The organism is Paraburkholderia sp. SIMBA_053 (assembly GCF_046534895.1).
Lineage (GTDB): Bacteria > Pseudomonadota > Gammaproteobacteria > Burkholderiales > Burkholderiaceae > Paraburkholderia > Paraburkholderia caledonica.
The window spans coordinates 1-252 of the sequence record NZ_JAWRXU010001230.1; the positions used below are offsets into that span (position 1 = coordinate 1).

The 252-nt window shown below is 55.2% G+C and carries 1 protein-coding gene; it reads left to right on the forward strand.

Annotated elements, in window-relative coordinates; translation table 11 throughout:
* Positions 1-16: 16 nt before the first annotated feature.
* The coding region (locus SB753_RS39555; RefSeq protein WP_410805485.1) for a hypothetical protein at positions 17-252 on the forward strand (236 nt) is incomplete at its 3' end.

The window sequence follows — 252 nt, forward strand, 5'->3', positions numbered from 1 at the left end:
GGACGGCATACCGACGATGCTTTCGCCCGAACAGGAAGCTGCCTCACAAAAGAACATAGAGGACGCGGGAAAGATCAGCCCGTCGGAAGCGAAAGAGATCGGCGAGGCGGAGTGGCCGAAATACCTGGATAAGCTTAATAAAGCCCGGTTCCAGCAATTTCGCGGTGCATTCCAATCTATGCAAACCGCAGTGAACCAGTTACAGGCTGACCGAACGGCAGACGTTGCCGCATGGCTGAAAGCACCGCTACT